Source organism: Rhodococcus sp. 05-2254-5 (genome assembly GCF_002258575.1).
Taxonomy (GTDB): Bacteria; Actinomycetota; Actinomycetes; order Mycobacteriales; family Mycobacteriaceae; genus Rhodococcoides; species Rhodococcoides fascians.
Map to the genome: position 1 here is coordinate 1 of NZ_NOZG01000006.1, position 15,448 is coordinate 15,448.

The 15,448-nt window shown below is 64.6% G+C and carries 15 protein-coding genes; 12 read left to right on the top strand and 3 right to left on the bottom strand.

All coding sequences use genetic code 11. From position 1 onward, the window contains the following. Positions 1 to 442 precede the first annotated feature (442 nt). From CH278_RS04100 to CH278_RS04120, 5 genes are all read left to right on the top strand, one after another. A complete protein-coding gene (locus CH278_RS04100; protein WP_027494739.1) occupies positions 443 to 805 on the top strand; it encodes a bifunctional 3-phenylpropionate/cinnamic acid dioxygenase ferredoxin subunit in 363 nt (120 codons plus the stop codon). Further along, complete coding sequence (locus CH278_RS04105) at positions 802 to 1,965, top strand: NAD(P)/FAD-dependent oxidoreductase (protein ID WP_179273872.1); 1,164 nt, start codon at positions 802 to 804, stop codon at positions 1,963 to 1,965. Before CH278_RS04100 ends, CH278_RS04105 begins: the two co-directional genes overlap by 4 nt. Positions 1,966 to 2,059: 94 nt before the next feature. After that, positions 2,060 to 3,211 (top strand): aromatic ring-hydroxylating oxygenase subunit alpha, encoded by a 1,152-nt coding sequence (locus tag CH278_RS04110; protein WP_027494741.1) that lies wholly within the window; start codon positions 2,060 to 2,062, stop codon positions 3,209 to 3,211. A gap of 42 nt (positions 3,212 to 3,253) precedes the next feature. Further along, positions 3,254 to 3,946: a GntR family transcriptional regulator gene (locus CH278_RS04115; RefSeq protein ID WP_218828674.1), complete on the top strand. Its 693-nt coding sequence runs from the start codon at positions 3,254 to 3,256 to the stop codon at positions 3,944 to 3,946. 69 nt (positions 3,947 to 4,015) lie between these two features. Next, positions 4,016 to 4,819: an IclR family transcriptional regulator gene (locus CH278_RS04120; protein WP_027494743.1), complete on the top strand. Its 804-nt coding sequence runs from the start codon at positions 4,016 to 4,018 to the stop codon at positions 4,817 to 4,819. Here CH278_RS04120 and CH278_RS04125 read toward each other — a convergent pair. Beyond that, entirely contained in the window at positions 4,789 to 5,664 is an 876-nt protein-coding gene (locus tag CH278_RS04125; protein WP_032382947.1) for a bifunctional methylenetetrahydrofolate dehydrogenase/methenyltetrahydrofolate cyclohydrolase, read from the bottom strand. The two genes, CH278_RS04120 and CH278_RS04125, sit on opposite strands and share 31 nt — an antisense overlap. Before the next feature lie 113 nt (positions 5,665 to 5,777). On the opposite strand from CH278_RS04125, the gene CH278_RS04130 reads away from it, so the two are divergent. Together CH278_RS04130 and CH278_RS04135 are read left to right on the top strand one after the other, a co-directional pair. Beyond that, a complete protein-coding gene (locus CH278_RS04130) occupies positions 5,778 to 6,236 on the top strand; it encodes a hypothetical protein (protein WP_094621250.1) in 459 nt (152 codons plus the stop codon). A 214-nt stretch (positions 6,237 to 6,450) separates the two neighbouring features. Continuing rightward, positions 6,451 to 6,726 (top strand): hypothetical protein, encoded by a 276-nt coding sequence (locus CH278_RS04135; RefSeq protein WP_032366628.1) that lies wholly within the window; start codon positions 6,451 to 6,453, stop codon positions 6,724 to 6,726. Positions 6,727 to 6,771: 45 nt separating this feature from the next. Here CH278_RS04135 and CH278_RS04140 read toward each other — a convergent pair whose 3' ends face one another. Beyond that, positions 6,772 to 8,262: a class I adenylate-forming enzyme family protein gene (locus CH278_RS04140; RefSeq protein WP_094621251.1), complete on the bottom strand. Its 1,491-nt coding sequence runs from the start codon at positions 8,260 to 8,262 to the stop codon at positions 6,772 to 6,774. Between the two features lie 94 nt (positions 8,263 to 8,356). Between CH278_RS04140 and CH278_RS04145 the strand changes: the two genes are divergently transcribed. The 5 genes from CH278_RS04145 to CH278_RS04165 all read left to right on the top strand — a co-directional run bounded on the left by CH278_RS04145 (position 8,357) and on the right by CH278_RS04165 (position 14,709). Next, complete coding sequence (locus CH278_RS04145; RefSeq protein WP_094621252.1) at positions 8,357 to 9,640, top strand: PucR family transcriptional regulator; 1,284 nt, start codon at positions 8,357 to 8,359, stop codon at positions 9,638 to 9,640. Between the two features lie 197 nt (positions 9,641 to 9,837). After that, entirely contained in the window at positions 9,838 to 11,685 is a 1,848-nt protein-coding gene (locus tag CH278_RS04150) for a DUF3556 domain-containing protein (protein ID WP_094621253.1), read from the top strand. Continuing rightward, complete coding sequence (locus CH278_RS04155) at positions 11,682 to 13,100, top strand: phytoene desaturase family protein (protein ID WP_094621254.1); 1,419 nt, start codon at positions 11,682 to 11,684, stop codon at positions 13,098 to 13,100. The genes CH278_RS04150 and CH278_RS04155 overlap by 4 nt, the downstream gene beginning before the upstream one ends. An 85-nt stretch (positions 13,101 to 13,185) precedes the next feature. After that, a complete protein-coding gene (locus CH278_RS04160) occupies positions 13,186 to 13,962 on the top strand; it encodes a glucose 1-dehydrogenase (RefSeq protein WP_094621255.1) in 777 nt (258 codons plus the stop codon). Between the two features lie 189 nt (positions 13,963 to 14,151). Continuing rightward, the gene (locus CH278_RS04165) at positions 14,152 to 14,709 is read left to right on the top strand and encodes a hypothetical protein (RefSeq protein WP_094621256.1); all 558 of its coding nucleotides are present in this window, start codon (positions 14,152 to 14,154) and stop codon (positions 14,707 to 14,709) included. Between the two features lie 92 nt (positions 14,710 to 14,801). On the opposite strand, the gene CH278_RS04170 is transcribed toward CH278_RS04165, so the two are convergent. Continuing rightward, positions 14,802 to 15,404, bottom strand: coding sequence for a hypothetical protein (locus CH278_RS04170; protein ID WP_094621257.1), 603 nt, complete (start codon positions 15,402 to 15,404; stop codon positions 14,802 to 14,804). Positions 15,405 to 15,448: the final 44 nt, after the last annotated feature.

A 15,448-nucleotide genomic window follows, 5' to 3' on the forward strand; every position in this document is an offset into this window, starting at 1 on the left:
CTCGGTGATATCGAGGCGGCGTTCGAGAAGATGCATCAGGGCACGGTGCTGCGTTCGGTGGTGGTCCTGTGAGCGGGCAGTTGCGGGTCGAGAAGGTGGCCGCTTCCGGTGACTCGAGCCCGTGCGCTGCGGCTCGGCACGTCTGATATATCAAAATGGGCCTTTTTACCCGTCGGTAGCGTTTTGTTTCATGGTGCCCTCGACGTATTCCGACGTCGGGGGCATCATCGAGTCGGGCGGATGCGACACCGGCCACGCATGTCATTGCACGGGCTAACCACCTGCTCAGCTGGTACAACGCGTGGTTTGTCCGGTTCCGGTTACGTCGTGTTTCGCGTGTATGAAAAGTGCCGTCACCTATTGACACACTCTTGTGGCGATGTTCACACTGTTGTTGCGGGAAGTAAGACGTGTTCCGCATAGCGATACAGAAAGGATCCGAATGCTCAAGGTGTGTTCCTTGGCCGATCTCCCCGGCGGCGAAGCTCTGCGCGTCGACACCACCCCTCCGGTGGCGGTGTTCCACACCGAGGACGGTGAGCTGTTCGCGATCGATGACACCTGTACGCATCAGGACGCGTCGCTCGCCGACGGCTGGCTCGAAGGGTGCGCGGTCGAATGCCCGCTCCACGCGTCCACCTTCGACCTGCGTACCGGTGCTGTCGACGCTCCGCCCGCCAAGTTGCCTGTCCGCACGCACACCGTCGTCGTCGAGGACGGCGTCGTCTATGTCGAGCTGAGCACCGCGGCCCCCAATCTTCCGCCCGACGTTCGCAGCCGGTTGGCCGCCGAGGGACATTCATGAAGAGCGTCACCATCGTCGGAGCCTCCCTGGCAGGCCTGTGCTCCGCGCGTGCACTGCGGGCGGCCGGGTTCGACGGCTCCGTCACCATCGTCGGTGCCGAGAGCCATCGACCCTACGACCGCCCTCCCCTGTCGAAGGAATACCTCGCCGGCGACGTGGACGTGAGCACTCTCGCCCTCGAACCCGACGACGAAAACCTCGACGCCACCTGGATTCTGGGCCGCACGGCCACCGCCCTCGATCCATCGCGTCGCACCGTCACCCTCGACGACGGTGCCGAGCTGACCTCCGACGGCGTCGTCCTCGCCACCGGCTCACGCGCGCGATCGCTTCCCGGTACCGATCACCTCGCCGGTGTGCACGTATTGCGTACGATCGACGACGCCGACCGGCTGCGTGCAGATCTCACGCCCGGCGCACGACTCGTCGTCATCGGCGCAGGCTTCATCGGAGCCGAAGTAGCTTCCACTGCAAGGAAGTTGGGCCTCGAGGTCACCGTCGTCGAAGCCGCCCCGTCACCGCTTGCCGGGCCACTCGGTGCACGATTGGGTAGCGCGGTGGGCAATCTGCACCGCGACAACGGCACCACGTTGATCTGCGGAACCGCCGTCGACGGCCTGACCGGCACCGACCGAGTGACAGGCGTTCGCCTCGCGGACGGTCGACTCCTCGACGCCGACGTCGTGGTTGTGGGCATCGGCGGCATTCCGAACATCGACTGGCTCGGCACCAGCGGACTCGCGCTGGGCAACGGAATCCTGTGCGACGGCGGCGGCGCGACTGCCGTACCAGGAGTGGTCGCAGTCGGCGACTGCGCCGCATGGCTGGATGCGACCGGCGTCCACCGACGCGTCGAGCATTGGGCCGGGGCGTCCGAACGACCCACCGTTGCAGTGGCCACCCTGCTCTCGGGCAGTTACGGCGGCCAACACGTCAAACCTCCGTATTTCTGGTCCGACCAGTACGGGTCACGTATTCAGTTCGCCGGCACCGCCGGACCGGACAGTGAATGCACCATCGAAGAGGGTTCGCCCGAACTCGGGAGTTTCCTCGCCGTGTATCGATCCGACGGACTTCCGGTCGGTGTACTCGGTGTCAATCAAGTTCGATTGTTCACCCGCTGGCGCCGACAGCTCTCGGCTCCCGCTCGCGCGGTCTGAAATCACCCAGGCCGCTGCTCCACCCGTCGTATTCCATTACCCCAGTTGACGTCTCGTCACCGATCCACAAGATCGGCCACGTACGGAGGACCCCTTGACCACCATTCCCGACACCACGCCGCCCGCAACCTCCCTTCCCCTGCCCGAAAGCCTCATCTCCACCCTGCCCGGTCGCTATTACACCGACCCGGCCATCTTCGAGCTCGAGCAGGAGAAGATCTTCGAGGAACTGTGGATCTGCGCGGTCCGTGCCGCTGACCTGGACAAGCCCGGCGCCTTCCGCACCGTGCAGATCGGCCGCGAAAGCGTCATCGTGACGCGCACCCGAACCGGGGCGATCAAGGCCTACCTGAACGTGTGCGCGCACCGCGGTGCTCGAATCTGCATGGAGGACAAGGGCGAAGTCAAGCGATCGTTCCAGTGTCCGTACCACGCCTGGACCTACGATCTCGACGGAAAGCTCATCGCAGCACCGAATCTCACCAAGATGCCCGACATCGACCGAGTTCGCTACGGCCTGGCGTCGGTGTCGGTCGAGGAATGGCTCGGGTACGTCTGGGTCAATCTGAGCGACAATCCGGCCTCCTTCGACACCACTGTGGTGCAGGACATCCGTGATCGACTCGGCGACGTCGAGTCGATCGACCGCTACAAGATCGAAGACCTCGGTCTCGGCCGCCGCGTGAGCTACGACGTCAAGGCCAACTGGAAGCTCATCATCGAGAACTTCATGGAGTGCTACCACTGCGCCACCATCCACCCCGAGCTGACCGAGGTACTCCCCGAATTCGCCGACGGTTACGCCGCCCAGTACTACGTGGGCCACGGGGCCGAATTCGGGGAATCCGTCAAGGGATTCACGCTCGACGGTTCCGAGGGACACGACTCCATTCCCGGAATCGCACCCGAACAGGACCGGCGCTACTACGCCATCACCGTCCGGCCACAGGTGTTCGTCAACCTCGTCCCGGATCACGTGATCATCCATCGGATGTATCCGCTTGCCGCCGATCGCACTCTGGTGGAATGCGATTGGCTGTACCTGCCCGGCGTCGTCGCATCGGGACGGGATCTGCAGAAATCGGTGGAGTTGTTCCACCGCGTCAATCTGCAGGACTTCGAGGCGTGCGAACGCTGCCAGCCCGCCATGAGCTCACGGAAGTACCGCGACGGCGGAGTGCTGGTGGGCAGCGAACACCACATCGGCATCTTCCACGACTGGCTGAAGAACCGCATCGAGGCCTGACCGCACGCTGCCCCGCACTCGGTGCCGATAGGATCGGTAACCATGAGTGTCGAGGTCGCATCGCCGGGCGCCCCCGGATCGTCGGGGGTGCCGGGCGAACCCGGAGCGACGATGGCCGACGTCGCTTACTCGGCTATCCGCGACAAACTGATCATGCTGACCATCAAGCCGGGTGAGGCCGTCGTCGAATCGGCGTTGTCCGCCGAGCTGGGGGTGGGACGCACGCCGGTACGGGAAGCTCTCAAACGGCTCGAGTACGAGCGCCTCGTCATCTCGCACGCCCGCCGCGGCACTTTTGCCACGGCCGTCGACGTCGCCGATCTGGGCGACATCTCCGAAATCCGCCAGCGGCTCGAGCCACTGGCCGCCGCCAAGGCAGCCACCGCGGCCACCGCAACCCAACGCCAAGTTCTGCTGGGCATGGCCGACCGCACCGAGAAGTTCGAGGCGACGCCGCCGAGCCAACACGACCTGATCAACTGGGATGCCGAAGTGCATCGCACCGTCTACCGGCTGGCGGCGAACCCGGTTCTCGAAGACGCATTGATTCGCTACAACAATCTCGCGACGCGAATCTTCTGGTTGTTCATGGATCGTCTGCCTCCGCTGGCCGACCATGTGGGAACGCACACCGAGCTGCTGCGCGCCATCGCGGCCGGGGATGCCGAGAAGGCCGCGACCATCGCCCGAGCACACGTGACCGAGTTCGACGACGCGGTGCGCGCCGTCATCTAGATCGCCGGCTCGGGCCACGCTCCGAGGGGCAACACCACGGCCAAGTGCCTGTTACGTATAGTCGCGGGGGTGGCCAGCGACGATTCGACACGTGCCCCCGAGGGTGGCGTCCAGTCCGTCGACCGCGCATTTCGGGTGCTCGAGGTCGTGGCACGGCTCGGAGAGGCCGGCGTGAGCGCCATCGCCACCGAGATCGGTGTGCACAAATCCACGGTGTCGAGGCTGCTGGCGTCGCTCGAAGAACACGACATGGTGATGCAGACGCACAATCGCGGCAAGTACCGGCTCAGCCTCGGAGTCCTCCGGCTCGCGGCGGCCGTGCCCGAGCGTCTGGAGATCACCGAATACGGCCACGCGGTCTGCGAACGCCTCGCCGGCAAGCTCGGCGAAACGGTCAATATCGCTGTGCTGCGGTCCAATACAGCGGTCCACCTGGATCAGGCCCGCGGGCCGAGTTCGGTGGGAACCCACAACTGGATCGGGGAGCAGACACCGCTGCACGCCACCGCGAGCGGCAAGGTGTTGCTGGCTGCCCTCGACTCCGATACGCGTCAGGACGTCGTGGACGGACTCGACCTCCACCGGTACACCGAGCACACACTCACCACCAAAGCCGGTCTCACTGCCGAACTCGATGCCGCGGTATCCCTCGGATATGCCGTCGTCGTCGAAGAGTTCGAGACCGGACTCAACGCCATCGCAGCCCCGATTCTCGACTACACCGGCAAGACGACCGCCGCGCTGAGCATCTCGGGACCGGTATACCGCTTCGACGAAACCAGAATGCGGGCCATCGTCCCCGACGTACTGGCCGCCGCCGCCGAGATCAGCGAGAAGATGGGCTACCGGGAGTCCTTCATCCCCTCGGCCTGAGCGGCCTCCGCGCACTCCACCACGTTCGTCAACAGCATCGCCCTGGTCATCGGCCCGACCCCGCCGGTCGCTCCACTGAGCCGCCCCGCAATGTGCTCGACGCCGGGGTGCACGTCGCCGAGAATGCCCTCGACGGTACGGGTGATTCCCACCGACAACACCGTGGCCCCGGCACTGATCCAGTCCGGTTGCACCAGATGCGCAACACCCGCTGCCGCGATGACCACGTCGGCGGCCCGAGTGTGCGCGGCGGTGTCCACCGTCGCCTCGTGACACATCGTCACGGTGGCGTGTTCGCTGCGACGCGTCAGCATCAAGCCGAGCGGACGACCCACCGTGATTCCACATCCGATGATGCAGAAGCGAGCACCGGTGATCGGAACATCGTGGTGCCGAAGCAGTTCCAATATCCCGCGTGGGGTGCAGGGCAGCGGCCCGTCCATGCCGAGTACGAGCCGACCCAAATTGGTCGGATGCAGCCCGTCGGCATCCTTGCGAGGATCGATCAGCTCGATCACCCGATGGGTGTCGATGTGCGAGGGCAGCGGCAACTGAACGATGAAACCGGTGCATTCGGGATCCTCGTTGAGAGCGTGCACGGCATCTTCGATTTCTTGCTGACTCGCGGACGCAGGCAACCGGACCTGAATCGAATGCAGTCCCACCTCGGCGCAGTCGCGATGCTTCGCCGCGACATAGGAACGGCTCCCCGGATCGTCGCCCACCAGAATCGTGCCCAGGCCGGGCCGAATCCCCTGCTGGGCGAGCCGTTCGACGCGGTATCGCAGATCGTCCTTGACGATCGCGCTGACCGCCGTTCCGTCGATCTTGAGCGCTGTGGTCATACTTTCGATTCCTCGATTCGGCGGGCCGCTGAAGTCCTGATATATCAACTGTCGGTCAGGGTACGGTGAGTCGCAGCGACCGGTCAAGAGCCGCAGTATGGGAGGGTCGAGACATGGCGCCCCTGCAGCCGATGCGGCCGGTCGACGTGCAACGGGACGAGCGCGAAGCTGCACCTCGATGGAAGGTGTGGGGTGCGCGCATCGTCCTTGTAGGACTTGTTCTGACCGCGATTCTGTTCGAGGACGGACAGTCATGGATGGTCGTCGCAGGGATATGCACGACAGCGATAGGCGCGGCGCCGACCGTTGCGTCGACGCGCCGAAGGATGCGCGAGAACGCGGGCCGCCGAATTCCCTGGAACGGTCGGCCGCCGATCGAACCCCGGCAGGTAGACCTACTGGACACCTTCGGATTTCCGATGGTCGTCTTCGGTGTTGCAGTGGCCGCGAAGAGCGCATCCGTACCGTGGTTTTTCGCGTTGCCGGTCGTCTGCATCGGCGCTGTCGGGATGCCTCTGGCGGCGCAGGCATGGCACAACCACCGAGTCCGCAGAAGCACGCCCACCCCCTGACCGCTCGGGTCAGGTGGGAAGCTCGACGGCGATTGCCCGACGGCACAGCGCATACAACTGGCCGCGACTCCCACCACGTTCCGATGAAATCCGACTGACCGTCGCCGATGAAGAGATGATCGAGTCTCTACTATGGAGGCGTCGTTGCCGGTTACCTGCAGAAGAACAGGTCGGGGCGGTGCTGCCGCACTGCATGCGAGAAGGAGTGCCGGTGATGCGCAAGTCCCCTTCTCGGTCGATGTTCCGAGACGGTGCCGGGAACCTGGCGTTGATTGCGGGCATCGTCGCGGTCGTCTGCGCATTCGTGCCGTTCGTCGGAGACTTCGTGACCATCCCGGCCGGAGTGATCGCGGTGGTCAGTGGCTGGATCGGTCTCGGCCGCGCAGTCGAGGGCGACGCGTCCAACGGTCGCGACGCCGTGATCGGTGCGGCGCTCGGTGGCATCGGATTGTTCGTCGTGTTCCTGACCTTCGCGGCCTCGTCCATGTGACCGCGACCGTCCTGACCCGGTAGCGACAGGGCAGGTCGGATCGGACTACGCGCCGAGCTCCTTCTTCACGATCTTTCCGACGGAGTTCTTCGGTAGAGCGTCGTGGACGACTGTCCGAGTCGGTCGCTTGAACTTGGCCAGGCTCCGCGCGCAGTGCGCGTCCAGCTCGTCGACCGAGATACTGCGACCGGCTCGTGCCACGACGTGCGCGACGGGCACCTCCCCGTAGACCGGATGCGCTTCGCCCACGACGGCCACTTCCAGGACGTCGGGATGGGATTGCAGGACATGTTCGATTTCGCTCGGCGCGATGTTCTCGCCGCCGCGAATGATCATGTCCTTTAGTCGATTCACCAAGACGAGATAGCCGTCCTCGTCGAGGACTCCGATGTCGCCGGTGTGCAACCACCCCTCTCGAATGGTCTTAGCGGTCACGTCCGGCAGACCCAGATATCCCTGCATGACCGTCTCGCCGCTCACCAATACTTCACCGGTCCGGCCAGGAAGGGAGCTCGGACCGTCGGGTGTATCGATCGCAATGTCGATACCGGGTAGCGCGATGCCGACCGTGCCCGGCTTTCGAATCCCGTTCGGCGGGTTGATCGTTGCCGCCACAGTGCATTCCGACAGGCCGTACCCTTCGACGACCGGCACGCCGAAGATCGATTCGAACGACGCGATCAGGCCGGCAGGCATGGGCGCTGCTCCACAGATGACGAATCGAAGCGACGAGATGTCGCGGTCGGTCGATCCACGGTCGGCAAGCAGCGAGTACATGGTGGGCACTGCGGAGAAGTAGGTGGGCCGGACGGTCTCCACGTTGTCCCAGAACGTGTCCGGCGAGAAACGAGGCGCGATGTGCACACGCCCGCCGGCTCGCAGCGGAGCGACCGAGCCGACGACGAGTCCGTTGCAGTGAAAGAGTGGAAGCACCAGCAGGCTCGTATCGGCCTCGGTCAATTCGCAGGCCGTCACGATCGCGGCGCTCATCCGGTCGACGTTGCGATGAGTCAGCACACAGCCTTTCGGCCGCCCCGTCGTTCCCGAGGTGTAGACGATCAAGGCCGGTGCCGAGCTGTCGGCAGGCCCCGATCCACGATGCGTGCCGTCCAACTGAGGCGTGCGGGGACGACGATCGCGGGAGTCCACGTCGATGAACGAAATACCCTGTGCGCGTGCGAGAATGCAGGCTCGCTCGCTACCGGCGAGCACGCGGGCGGTCGAGTCCTCGAGCTGGTAGCGCACCTCGTCGTCGGTGAGTGCGGGATTGACGGGAGTCAACGTTGCTCCCAGCACCCATGCCGCGAACATCGTGGTGATGATGTCGATGCGATTCGGAAGCAAGACTGCAACGACATCACCCGCTCCCACCCCCGCGTCGACGAGTTCGGCGGCAACCGAGTCGACTTCGAGCCCGAACTCGGCATTGCTCAACCGAGTGGAGTCGTCGGACAGACACGCGCCGTACGGGTCGTTGTCGATCCGGCGGTACATGGCCTGCAGAACCGGCGAGGAGGCGTCGAGAATTGGCAGCATGTGACGTAGGTTACGGATTGGCCATTTGAAAGACTTCGGTCCAGCAGCACAAAAACCGCGGATTATTTGTAGCCCGAAACGTAAAGGAACACCCGTGCCGACACCTGCCGACATCTCGCCCGCCTCCGCCGAGGCGGTGCGCACTCACGTGGCTGCGGTTGCCGCGCACCTCAATGCCCGGCTGGCAGATGTCGTGGCGCAGATGCGCACGACACTCGCGTCGCGCATCACGGAACTGAACAACGAACCATCGCTGATCGAGCTGCTGGGATCGAGTATCGAGGGCAACGTCGACACGATCCTGCACGCTCTGCAGCACGACATCGGCGGTGCCGGATTCGAGCCGCCGGCGGCGGCCATCGAATATGCGCGCCGCCTGGCTCAGTGGGGCGTGCCGGTCAATGCCTTGGTTCGCGCCTATCGACTCGGACAGCAATTTCTGCTCGATCGAGCGTTCGAGACCTCGATGTCGCTGGCCGCGCCGGACCCGGTCCGGATGGAAGCGCACCGCGTGATCGTCGATTCGGTGTTCGACTACATCGACTGGATCTCGCAACGGGTGGCCGCGGTGTACGAGACCGAGCGGGAGTCCTGGCTGGCGGACCGCGAGAATGCTCGACTCGATGCGGTACTCGATCTCCTGAACGGCAAGAGGTCGCTGGATGTCGTCGAGCGAGTGACCGGGTATCGACTGCGCGGACGACACCTGGCCGTCGTGGCCTGGGTCGGCGAGTCCGCCGTTCGCGGCGACCGGATGCGCAGGTTCACCACGACCATCCGCGCTCTGGCGGCGGACTTGGACAGTCCGGCCCCTCCCCTGGTGGTCGGACGCGACGGCGCTACCGCGTGGGGATGGATTCAGGTTCCATCGAACGACACAGATCTCGCCGTCGTTCTCGATCGCATCAACACTCGACCGCGGACCGAGGACGCACCCCTGTTGGCGGCCGGGGCCATCGGACTCGACGCGGCCGGGTTCGTCACATCCCACCGGCAGGCTCAGCGCGCCCATCACGTGGCCGTTCTGGGTGGCCGAGGCCGAACGATCGAACGCTACGACGACCCCGGGTTGGCCGTGGTGGACCTGTGCGCTCGCGACCCGTCGGCATTGCAGGCCTGGGTCCTGACCGTGCTGGGACCGCAGTTGGCCGCCGACACCACACATGCCGAACGATTGCGCACCACGTTGCGGATCTACCTTGCGTGCGAACGGAGCCTCTCCGCGGCGGCTGCGGTGATGACGATGCACAAGAACTCGATTCGCTACCGCGTCGACAATGCCGAGAAGCTGCTCCCCCGGCCACTGTCCGACGACCGACTCGCCGTCGAGGTTGCCCTCACCGCATGTCAGTGGCTCGGGGCTCGGATCCTCTCCTGAGAGTGCACTTTGGGTCGGCGTCACAAAAACGAAGGTGAGCCTCGGGTCGGCGAACCATTGGGACCGCCGATAGGAACCCCGTAGCTTTCTGTGGTGCAGGACACAGTCCGATGGTTGCGTCACCGCGACCCGAGCCTCGGGCGAAAGGGCTGACTCCTGCTCCTTCATCCTCAGCGCTCGCTACAGAAAGCTCACTCATGGGATTCAAGAACGGACAGTTTCCACCTGTCGACCTCGAAACCTTCCTCGACCGGCCCCTGCTGGAACGAGTGAAAACCCTTGCACTGCATTGGGTCGACTACGGCTTCGGCTCGCCGAAGGTCATCCCCACCACCTACGTCGTCAAGCTCCTGGTGCTCTACATCGGGATCGGCCTGACTCTGGCGACACTGACTTCCGGCGTCGGGATGCCGTGGGACGTCAGCTCGTGGTGGGACGACATGATCGTCTACCAGAAGTTGGTCTACTGGACGATGCTGCTCGAAACCGTCGGACTCGCGGGGTCATGGGGACCGATCGCCGGCAAGTTCAAGCCGATGACAGGCGGAATCCTGTTCTGGGCGAAACCGGGGACCGTTCGGATGCCTCCGTGGCCGGGCAAGGTGCCGTTCACCTCGGGTGACACCAGGACGCCGCTGGACGTCGTGCTGTATCTCGCGCTCCTGGCGAGTCTGTTCGTCCCCGTCATCGCGCCCGGAACACCGCCCGGTGCATTTGCCTCGATCCTGCCCGAGGGCATCGGCAACCTCGTCGATCCACGCTGGGCCATCGCGCCGGTCTTGCTCACCATCGTTGTGGGCCTTCGTGACAAGACGATCTTCATCGCTGCCCGCGCCGAGCAGTACGGTCCTGCGATAGTCCTGTTCGGTCTCGTGGGAATTCTCGGTGACAACGCCATCGTGGACCTCGTCGTCGGACTGAAGCTGCTCATCTTCTCGGTGTGGGTCGGGGCCGGCATCTCGAAATTCGGTGCACATTTCGCCAACGTCGTTCCGCCCATGGTCTCGAACAGCCCCTGCATTCCCACGCGCTGGGCCAGGCGCAAGCACTACCGGAATTTCCCGGACGACATTCGCCCCTCGGCAACGGCCAAATTGATCGCGCACGTATTGGGCACCACCGTCGAGATCGCGGTACCGGTCGTGTTGCTGCTCACCACCAACACGACCGTCGCACTCGCCGGAGCACTTCTCATGGTGGCATTCCACCTGTTCATCATCTCGACGTTCCCGCTGGCGGTCCCGCTCGAGTGGAATCTGTTGTTCGCCTACGCAGCGGTGTTCCTCTTCGTCGGACATCCTGCAGGACAGGGATTCTCGATCTTCGACGCCTCCCCGTGGTTCGTGGCGACAGCGCTGGTGTGCTTGTTCTTCTTCCCGGTGCTGGGCAACCTACGACCGGACCTCGTGGCCTTCACGCCCTCGATGCGCCAGTACGCGGGCAACTGGGCCTCCGGTCTCTGGGCGTTCGCACCGGGTGCTGAGGACAAGCTCGATCAGATCGTGCGCCCCACCCGCAATCAGGTACGACAGCTCGAAGCCATGGGTTACCCGCCTGCCGTCGCCGAGATCACGATGCAACAGACCATCGCATGGCGCTCGATGCACAGTCAGGGCCGCGGATTGTTCTCGCTTCTGATCCGCAACGTTCCCGACATCGACCGATGGACGGTGCGTGAAGGCGAATTCGCCTGCAACTCAATTCTCGGCTTCAACTTCGGCGACGGCCACCTGCACGACGCCTCCCTCATCGCAGCGATTCAGCGACGCTGCAACTTCGAGCCGGGCGAGTTCGTGGTGGCGTGGGTCGAATCGCAGCCCATCCATCGAAAGACGCAGTCCTACAAGCTCATCGATGCCGCCCTCGGCGTGATCGAAACCGGTACGTGGAACGTCGACGACGCGGTGTCCGCCCAGCCGTGGCTACCCGACGGCCCCATCCCCATGTCGGTGACGTGGCGGCGTCGCGCAGACTCGACAACCGCTCGACACTCGGCACCAGAGGCGTCGTCAGCGACGGCCGGTGCTGGAGAATCGACATCATGACGCGATCCGCGACGATAGTGGGCAGCGGCCCGAACGGGCTTGCCGCTGCACTTGCTCTGGCACGCGACGGCATACACGTCACCGTGCTGGAGGCGGAGAGCGAGATCGGCGGCGGCACCCGTAGCCACCGGCCTTTCACCACCGTCGATCTGCTCGTCGATCACTGTGCCGGTTTCCATCCGATGGCGGTGGGTTCACCTGCCCTCGCCGGTCTCGAGCAACACGGACTGACGTGGCGGTGGCCCGAGATCGATTGCGCCCATCCGCTTCTCGACGACGCGGCAGCGCTGCTCCATCGATCGATAAACGAGACTGCTGTTGGCCTGGGTGCGGACGGCAAACGATGGAAGGCACTGTTCGGGCAACCGTCGTCGTCGTACGACAGACTGTCCGAAGACCTTCTCGGACCGGTCGTGCACCTGCCCCGACATCCACTGCTGCTGGCGCGATTCGGTGCGCCGACTGCTCTGCCCGCTGCGATGTTGTCACGGGTGTTCACCACACCGCAGGCGCGGGCACTGTTCGTCGGAGCAGCGGCACACGCGATGCGGCCGTTGACCGAAGTGTTCTCCTCCGCCATCGGGGTGGGAATCCTGACCGCGGGACACCACAACGGATGGCCGGTGGCGGAGGGCGGAACCGCGGCGATCTCACGGGCGATGCACTCCGCGCTCATCGAACTCGGAGCAACCGTGCAGACCTCGACGCGGGTTGCCTCGCGAGCCGATCTGCCGTCGTCGGACATCACGATCTTCGACACGACGCCGTCCGTGGTGGCCGACGTACTCGGCCAGGATTTGACGACGCGTACACGTCGCTCCTACAACAGGTTTCGGCACGGACCGGCTGCGTTCAAGGTCGACCTCGCGGTGCGCGGTGGAGTCCCATGGACCGACCCCCGGGTCGCGCAGGCCGGCACTGTGCACGTGGGAGGTAGCGCCGAGGACACCATCGCAGCAGAGGCGGCCGTCGCTGCAGGACGAATGCCCGATCGGCCGTTCGTCCTCGTCGGGCAGCAGTTCGTCGCTGATTCACAGCGCGCGGACGGAGACGTCGTACCGCTGTACGCATACGCCCATGTTCCCTCCGGCCTCGATCACGATGTCACCGACGTCGTGATCGACCGCATCGAACAGTTCGCACCGGGTCTGCGTTCGCGAATTGTGGAGACAGTCAGCACGTCTCCGCAGAGCTTCGCCGAAGGAAACGCGAATTTCGTCGGCGGCGACATTCTGTGCGGTACGTCGTCACCGACACAATTGCTCCTCGGACCACGGCCCGGCCGAGACCCGTACCGCACGGGAACGCCGGGGTTCTATCTGTGCTCTGCGGCAACTCCCCCCGGACCCGGTGCACACGGCATGGCGGGATTGAACGCAGCGCGACGAGCTCTGGATGACCTGCTGAAGCGCTGAAACAACGACACAGCAATACCTTTCGCCTTCTCTGTCGTCAGCGAGAAGGCACCACCTCTGCTTTCCCACGGAAGGACCGAACACAATGCCAATCGACGAATCTCTCCACGGCAAGGTCGCACTCGTCACCGGTGCCGGGGCAGGCCTCGGTGCCGCCATCGCGCGGCGACTGGCCTCCGACGGTGCACAGGTGGTCGTCTCCGACATCGATCTCGACGCCGCTCGCCAAGTGGCGTCTTCGATCGACGGTGCGATCGCTGTCGCGACAGACGTCACCGACGAGGATCAGGTTCGATCTCTCGTCGAGCAGACCGTCGAACACTTCGGCAACCTGCACATAGCAATTCCCAACGCCGGTGTCGGCGAAGTCAGAGCGATCGCACAGATGTCGTACGCCGATTGGCGGCGTACCACCGCAGTCAACCTGGACGGCGTGTTCCTGACCATCCGCTACGCCGCACCCGCGATCGCAGCATCCGGCGGCGGCTCCATCGTCACCATCAGCTCGATCACCGCGACGGCAGGTTCGGCGCTGCTCGCGCCCTACGCCGCCAGCAAGGCCGCGGTGAGAAATCTGACCGAAACCGCCGCAACGGAGTTCAGAGCGCAGGGTGTTCGAGTCAACGCTGTGCTGCCAGGGTTCATCGATACCGCTCTGGTCACCAAGGCAGCCCCCGAATTCGAGGCAGCTCTGGGGCTACCGGAAGGAGGGTTCGACACCCTCATCGCCGACAAACAAGGGCGCTACGGCACACCGGAGGAAGTAGCAGCAGCGGTCGCGTTCTTCGCATCGCAACAGTCGTCGTGGTGCACGGGGAGCAGCCTCGTCCTGGACGGCGGACTGGTCGGCTCACTGCTCTGAACGCCTGACGGGGTTCGAGGAGCGAGGGCGCATCCGTGGCGTTCCGGTTCGAGTCGGCGTGGGGCCCAGGTGTGGAAACCGCTCACGCGGGTAACCGATGGACAAGGAGCAGTTCACGCGGCCGCCAAAACCTCTGTTATATCGCGCGTTTCGCGATCGGAGCAGCGCACACAACCGAAGGATCCTCAAATGTCCAACAGAAATACCCTCATCCGTTCGCTACACGATCTCGGTGCTGCTGCCTGGTTCGGCGGCTCGCTCATGGGTGCCGTCGGCGTGAACGGTGCTGCCACTGCGGTGCAGGATCCGCGAGACCGCGCACAGGTTGCCGCGGCGGGGTGGGCGAAATGGGCTCCGGTCAACGCCGCGGCCATCGGTGCACATCTCATCGGCGGCGCAGGCATACTCATGGCCAACCGCGGTCGTGCTCGTCATCAGCAGGGTGTCACCGCCAACACCAACTTCAAGATCGCCGTTACCGGTGCCGCCCTCGTCGCCACTGCATACAGCCGTGTCCTCGGCGCGAAAACGACCAAGGCTCAGGGTCATTCGATCGATTCGGCAACCGAGCCGTCAGCAGGTACCCCACGCGAGGCCGCCGCAGCACAGAAGCAACTGAAGTACCTCCAGTGGGCATTGCCGGTTCTGACCGGAACCCTCGTGGTGCTGGGTGCTCAGCAGGGTGAGCAGCAGAGGCCGACCGAAATCTTGTCGGGAATCGCAGGAAAGCTGGTCGCCCGCGCGTAGAAGCACGCGAATGTGCCCTACCCCGTCGCAGACATTGCGGCGGGGTCGGACATGTTGGGGCAGTGCCGACACCGGCGTGCAAGGTACGGCGGTCAAGGGGGCCTAGGATTCCAGCGAGGACAGGGCGTCATCGCGATGTCGGTCACTTGCTGGACCGTCAACACAGGGTCGGCGGATACATCGACGATGCTGCCGTCGGTCCCGTATACCTCTACGCGACTACGTCTTTCGGATGATTTCAGATCGACGACTGTGCCGTCACTCAGTGTCCGACGCTCATCGACCTGCCCGGCAAAACATGGACCGGCAGATTGGTCGGATGTCGACAGCCTCACGTTCAGGTCACCCACGGCTCCGCCCAGCGAGATACGCCCGTACGCAGAGGCGCTGAAGTCGAATGTCAGCGGGGGGAACATGGCATCGGGTTCTACCGTGGTCCCGGCGGGAAGGGCTCGCGCCAAAGCGGCCGACTTGGCTGCTGCGTCGAACCCCGCCGGGGCGGAATCCGGTCCGACAATGGCGTAGTTGATTCTCTGCATGTCCTCGGGCTGAATGACCTCCGCACAGCCAGGTATCGACACGGCGTCGGGTTGCGGATCGTGGAGAAGACCGGCGACTACGACGCCCGCTGCCACGGTGCCGACGATCACCGAGACTGTTGTCCACACCGACTTCGGGTCACCTGGGCTGGCCATCCTGCCAGTGTCCACCGCCGGCGACGACCCCCATCGTCCGGGTC

Bases quoted from the DNA above. Each gene is read 5' to 3' on its own strand.
- CH278_RS04100 (WP_027494739.1), top strand. From the start codon at position 443: ATGCTCAAGGTGTGTTCCTTGGCCGATCTCCCCGGCGGCGAAGCTCTG.
- CH278_RS04125 (WP_032382947.1), bottom strand. From the start codon at position 5,664: ATGACCACAGCGCTCAAGATCGACGGAACGGCGGTCAGCGCGATCGTC.
- CH278_RS04160 (WP_094621255.1), top strand. From the start codon at position 13,186: ATGCCAATCGACGAATCTCTCCACGGCAAGGTCGCACTCGTCACCGGT.
- CH278_RS04130 (WP_094621250.1), top strand. From the start codon at position 5,778: ATGGCGCCCCTGCAGCCGATGCGGCCGGTCGACGTGCAACGGGACGAG.
- CH278_RS04155 (WP_094621254.1), top strand. From the start codon at position 11,682: ATGACGCGATCCGCGACGATAGTGGGCAGCGGCCCGAACGGGCTTGCC.
- CH278_RS04115 (WP_218828674.1), top strand. From the start codon at position 3,254: ATGAGTGTCGAGGTCGCATCGCCGGGCGCCCCCGGATCGTCGGGGGTG.
- CH278_RS04170 (WP_094621257.1), bottom strand. From the start codon at position 15,404: ATGGCCAGCCCAGGTGACCCGAAGTCGGTGTGGACAACAGTCTCGGTG.
- CH278_RS04165 (WP_094621256.1), top strand. From the start codon at position 14,152: ATGTCCAACAGAAATACCCTCATCCGTTCGCTACACGATCTCGGTGCT.
- CH278_RS04105 (WP_179273872.1), top strand. From the start codon at position 802: ATGAAGAGCGTCACCATCGTCGGAGCCTCCCTGGCAGGCCTGTGCTCC.
- CH278_RS04140 (WP_094621251.1), bottom strand. From the start codon at position 8,262: ATGCTGCCAATTCTCGACGCCTCCTCGCCGGTTCTGCAGGCCATGTAC.
- CH278_RS04135 (WP_032366628.1), top strand. From the start codon at position 6,451: ATGCGCAAGTCCCCTTCTCGGTCGATGTTCCGAGACGGTGCCGGGAAC.
- CH278_RS04150 (WP_094621253.1), top strand. From the start codon at position 9,838: ATGGGATTCAAGAACGGACAGTTTCCACCTGTCGACCTCGAAACCTTC.